The organism is Pseudomonas sp., assembly GCF_037994325.1.
Classification (GTDB): domain Bacteria; phylum Pseudomonadota; class Gammaproteobacteria; order Pseudomonadales; family Pseudomonadaceae; genus Aquipseudomonas.
Genome location: NZ_JBBNAH010000187.1, coordinates 1 through 4,847 on the forward strand (window position 1 = coordinate 1; position 4,847 = coordinate 4,847).

General features: G+C 61.4%; 3 protein-coding genes. All 3 read left to right on the forward strand.

Features of this window, described 5'->3' with window-relative positions; genetic code table 11:
* Window positions 1-345 precede the first annotated feature (345 nt).
* Window positions 346-2,115 carry an N-acetylglutaminylglutamine amidotransferase gene (locus AAAB16_RS06235; RefSeq protein WP_340662551.1) on the forward strand — a complete coding sequence of 590 codons (1,770 nt, stop codon included), beginning with the start codon at window positions 346-348 and terminating at the stop codon, window positions 2,113-2,115.
* Window positions 2,116-2,193: 78 nt separating this feature from the next.
* The gene (gene ngg / locus AAAB16_RS06240) at window positions 2,194-3,933 is read left to right on the forward strand and encodes an N-acetylglutaminylglutamine synthetase (RefSeq protein WP_340662552.1); all 1,740 of its coding nucleotides are present in this window, start codon (window positions 2,194-2,196) and stop codon (window positions 3,931-3,933) included.
* A gap of 157 nt (window positions 3,934-4,090) precedes the next feature.
* The coding region (locus AAAB16_RS06245) for an osmoprotectant NAGGN system M42 family peptidase (protein ID WP_340662553.1) at window positions 4,091-4,847 on the forward strand (757 nt) is incomplete at its 3' end.

Consider the following 4,847-nt stretch of genomic DNA (forward strand, 5'->3'; position numbering starts at 1 on the left):
GGGGCTTTTGATTTTGATCTACCCGCCCCCGTTCATCGCAGGCCGAGCGGAGTCGCAGCGCAGCGTAGACCCAAGGTAGGGGCAAGACCTTTTGCTTACTTTTGCCTGGGCCGGCATTCCGGGCGACTGGCAAAAGTAAGTCGCGCGTAAGGCGCGAAACAAAACGTCCAGCCCCCGCGGTAACGAATACCACCCCAAAACCCAGCGCCTCCAAGGATAAAAGCGCCCGCCATCCATCTACCTAGAACGCATTTATCTAAAACTCTCAGCGCCTTAGCCGGTCTGCTCCATTAGCGCATTGATTGCGCGCCCCCCTTTATCCCCAACGGAAACCCGGTAAGGACTATGTGCGGAATATCTGGAGAGTTACGTTTTAATAATCGCCCGGCCGACCTCGCGGCCGTCGAGCGCATTACCCATCACCTGGCCCCACGCGGCCCGGATGCCCATGGCTTTCATAGCCAGGGCTCGATTGCCTTGGGCCATCGGCGCCTGAAAATCATGGACCTAGAGGACGCCTCCGGCCAACCCATGATCGACAGCCAATTGGGCCTGTCGCTGGTGTTTAACGGTGCCATCTACAACTACCCCGAGCTGCGTGCCGAGCTGCAAGCCTTGGGTTATCAGTTTTTTTCCGAGGGCGACACCGAGGTGCTGCTCAAGGGCTATCACGCTTGGGGCGCTGACCTGCTGCCCAAGCTCAATGGCATGTTTGCCTTCGCCATTTGGGAGCGTGACAAGCGCGAGCTGTTTATTGCCCGCGACCGTCTGGGCGTTAAGCCGCTGTACCTGTCGCACACCGCCGAGCGCCTGCGCTTTGCCTCGACCTTGCCAGCGCTGCTGCAGGGCGGCGATATCGACAAAACCCTCGACCCCGTGGCGCTTAACCATTACCTGAATTTCCATGCCGTGGTGCCGGCGCCGCGTACCATTCTGGCCAATGTGCAAAAACTGCCGCCGGCTACGTGGTTGCGCATCGACGCCCAAGGCAAGACCACGCAAAAACAGTGGTGGACCCTTAATTACGGCCCTGCCGCCAACGAACAGGCTTACGGGCTTAATGAGTGGCGCGACCTGACGTTGGACAGCCTGCGCGAAGCCGTGGCGATCCGTCAGCGTGCGGCGGTGGATGTTGGCGTGCTGCTGTCTGGCGGCGTCGACTCGAGCCTGTTGGTCGGCCTGCTGCGTGAAGTCGGGGTGGAAAACCTTTCGACGTTTTCCATCGGCTTTCAGGATGCCGGCGGCGAGCGTGGTGACGAGTTCCAATACTCTGACCTGATCGCCCAGCACTACGGCACGCGCCATCACCAGCTGCGTATCGACGAGCGCGAGATCATCGAGCAACTGCCAGCAGCGTTCCGCGCCATGAGCGAGCCGATGGTCAGCCATGACTGCATCGCTTTTTATTTGCTGTCCCGTGAAGTGGCCAAGCACTGCAAGGTGGTGCAAAGCGGGCAGGGCGCCGATGAGTTATTTGCCGGTTACCACTGGTACCCGCTGGTGGACGGCGCGGCCGATCCGTATGCCGCCTACCGCGATGCTTTTCTCGACCGCAGCTACGACGAATACCGCGCCACCGTGCAGCCCGCCTGGCTGACCGGCGACTGCGCTGGCGAGTACGTGCGCGAGCATTTCCAGCGCCCTGGCGCCGATGCGGCGGTAGACAAAGCCCTGCGTCTGGACAGCACGGTGATGCTGGTTGATGACCCGGTTAAACGTGTCGACAACATGACCATGGCCTGGGGCCTGGAGGCACGTACGCCGTTTCTCGACTACCGCCTGGTGGAGCTGTCGGCGCGTATTCCCGGGCGCTTCAAGCTGCCTGATGGCGGCAAGCAAGTGCTTAAAGAAGCTGCGCGCTTGGTGATTCCAGCTGCGGTGATCGACCGGCCAAAAGGTTATTTCCCGGTGCCGGGGCTCAAGCATTTGCAGGGCGACACCTTAGGTTGGGTGCGTGAGCTGCTGCTCGACCCCAGCCAAGACCGTGGCCTGTTTAACCCGTCGATGCTCGACCAGTTGCTCACCGATCCGCAGGGCCAACTGACGCCATTGCGCGGCTCCAAACTCTGGCAACTCGCCGCCCTTAATCTGTGGCTGAGCGAGCAAGGTCTTTAAAACCAGACCTCTAAACCCAGGCCTCTAAAAGGTAGAAGCGCGGCCCTGAACGGCCGCGTTCGCAAGGGAAGATTTTTGATGAAAGGCTATGCCTACAGCCAGCGCCTGCTGCGCGGTCAACCGCCGTCTTATGAGCGCTTGCAGGCGCGTTTTGCCGAGGATGGCAATCAGAACGCTCACCCACCGCTGGCGTTGCAGTGCGGGTGGGGGCGGATTTTGATCGGCCATACCTACCCAACCCCGGAACTGCTGGCCAGCGAGTTGCTCAGCGAAAAGCCCGGTGAGCGCGATATCGCCCTCTACGTGGCAGCGCCGCATCAGGTTCTCGCCCAGGCGCCGCAGGGGCTGTTTCTCGACCCCTCCGACACCCTGCGCCTGTGGTTTACCGACTACCGCCCGGCCCGTCGCGGCTTTCGTGGCTTTAACGTCCGTCGCGTGCAAAACGCCGAAGACTGGCAGGCGCTTAATCAGCTCTACCAACTGCGCGGTATGTTGCCGGTTGACCCCGAACGCCTGACGCCCAAGGAAGACGGCGGTCCGGAATACTGGTTGGCTGAAGACGCCGATAGCGGTGAGGTAATTGGCGGCATGATGGGCCTCAACCATCGCAAGGCCTTTAATGACCCAGACAATGGTTGCAGCCTTTGGTGCCTGGCCGTGTCGCCGCAGTGCTCGCGCCCCGGCGTGGGTGAAGTGCTGGTGCGCCACCTGATTGAACACTATATGAGCCGTGGTCTCGGTTACCTCGACCTGTCAGTGCTGCACGACAACCACCAAGCCAAGCGCCTGTACGCCAAGCTGGGTTTCCGTGACCTGACCACCTTTACCCTCAAACGCAAAAACGGCATCAACGAAACCCTGTTTCTTGGTCCAGGCCCGGAGGCGGAGCTCAACCCTTACGCCAAGATCATCGTCGACGAAGCCCGTCGGCGTGGCATTGAGGTGCAGGTGGACGATGCCGAGGCGGGCTTGTTTACCCTTAACCAGGGTGGCCGGCGTATCCGCTGCCGCGAATCGCTAAGCGACCTCACCAGCGCGGTGAGCATGACCCTGTGCCAGGACAAACTCCTGACCCACCGTGCCCTGCGCCGCGTTGGCCTGCAATTGCCGGCGCAGCAACTGGCCGGCGAGCCGGAAGAGAATGCTGACTTTCTTGCCGAGCATGGCCGCGTGGTGGTCAAGCCCGTAGATGGCGAGCAGGGCAAAGGCGTGGCCATTGACCTGCGCAGCGAAGAGGATGTTGAAGCGGCGATCAAACGCGCGCAGGCCTTCGACAACCGCGTATTGCTGGAAAGTTTCCACGAAGGTGCCGACCTGCGCATTTTGGTCATCGGCTTTGTCGTGGTGGCAGCGGCTATTCGCCGGCCTGCCGAAGTGATTGGCGATGGTCGCCATAGCATCGGCGCGCTGATTGAAGCGCAAAGCCGTCGTCGCCAAGCCGCAACGGGCGGCGAGAGCCGTATTCCGCTGGATGAAGAAACTCACCGCACCTTGCGGGCTGCCGGGTTTGACTACGACAGCGTGCTGCCGGCTGGGCAGCGTTTGGCCGTAAGGCGTACCGCCAACCTGCATACCGGCGGCACCTTGGAAGATGTCACCGACATTCTTCACCCTGTGCTCGCTGACGCCGCTGTACGTGCGGCGCGGGCGCTGGATATTCCCGTAGTCGGCCTCGACCTGCTGGTGCCGGCGGCCGATCAGCCGGACTACGTGTTTATTGAAGCCAACGAACGCGCAGGCCTGGCCAACCACCAACCGCAACCGACGGCAGAGCGGTTTATTGACCTGCTGTTTCCGCTGAGCCAAACCTCAGCCTGAGCGTTCACCTCCGTCGTCCCCGCGCAGGCGGGGACCCAGAATCGCCGGGCAATACGCCGTCTCACCGGCATCGGTGCACCTGGATTCCCGCCTGCGCGGAAATGACGGACGTTTTTCCGGCGCTCGCGTAATGCTCAAGACTCCTAAGGAGATCTCTATGAAAAAAGTCCCTGAACCCGACCTCGATTACCTTCGCCGTGTACTGCTGGAAATGCTCGCAATCCCCAGCCCCACCGGCTTTACCGACACCATCGTGCGCTACGTCGCCGAGCGCCTCGAAGAGCTTGGCATTCCTTTCGAACTGACTCGCCGCGGCACTATTCGCGCCACCCTCAAGGGCAAGCAAAACAGCCCCGACCGTGCGGTGTCGACGCACTTGGATACCATCGGCGCCATCGTTCGCCAGGTACAAGACAACGGCCGCCTCGGCCTGGCGCCAGTGGGCTGCTGGTCCAGTCGCTTTGCCGAAGGCAGCCGCGTCAGCGTGTTTACCGAAACCGGTGTGTTCCGGGGTAGCGTGCTGCCGTTGATGGCCAGCGGGCATGCGTTTAACACCGCGATCGACCAGATGCCGATCAGTTGGGACCACGTCGAGCTGCGCTTGGATGCGTACAGCAGCACCCGCGCCGATTGCGAGTCGCTGGGTATCAACGTCGGCGACTTTGTCGCCTTTGATCCGTTGCCGGAGTTCACCGAGAGCGGCCATATCAGTGCTCGTCATTTGGATGACAAAGCGGGCGTGGCGGCATTGCTCACGGCGCTTAAGGGCTTGGTGGAAAGCGGTATCGAGCCGGCCATCGATTGCCACCCGCTGTTTACCATTACCGAGGAAGTCGGCTCCGGTGCTGCTGGCGCGCTGAATTGGGATGTCAGCGAATTTGTTGGTATCGACATTGCGCCGGTAGCGCCGGGGC

Bases quoted from the DNA above. Each gene is read 5' to 3' on its own strand.
- AAAB16_RS06235 (WP_340662551.1), top strand. From the start codon at position 346: ATGTGCGGAATATCTGGAGAGTTACGTTTTAATAATCGCCCGGCCGAC.
- ngg (WP_340662552.1), top strand. From the start codon at position 2,194: ATGAAAGGCTATGCCTACAGCCAGCGCCTGCTGCGCGGTCAACCGCCG.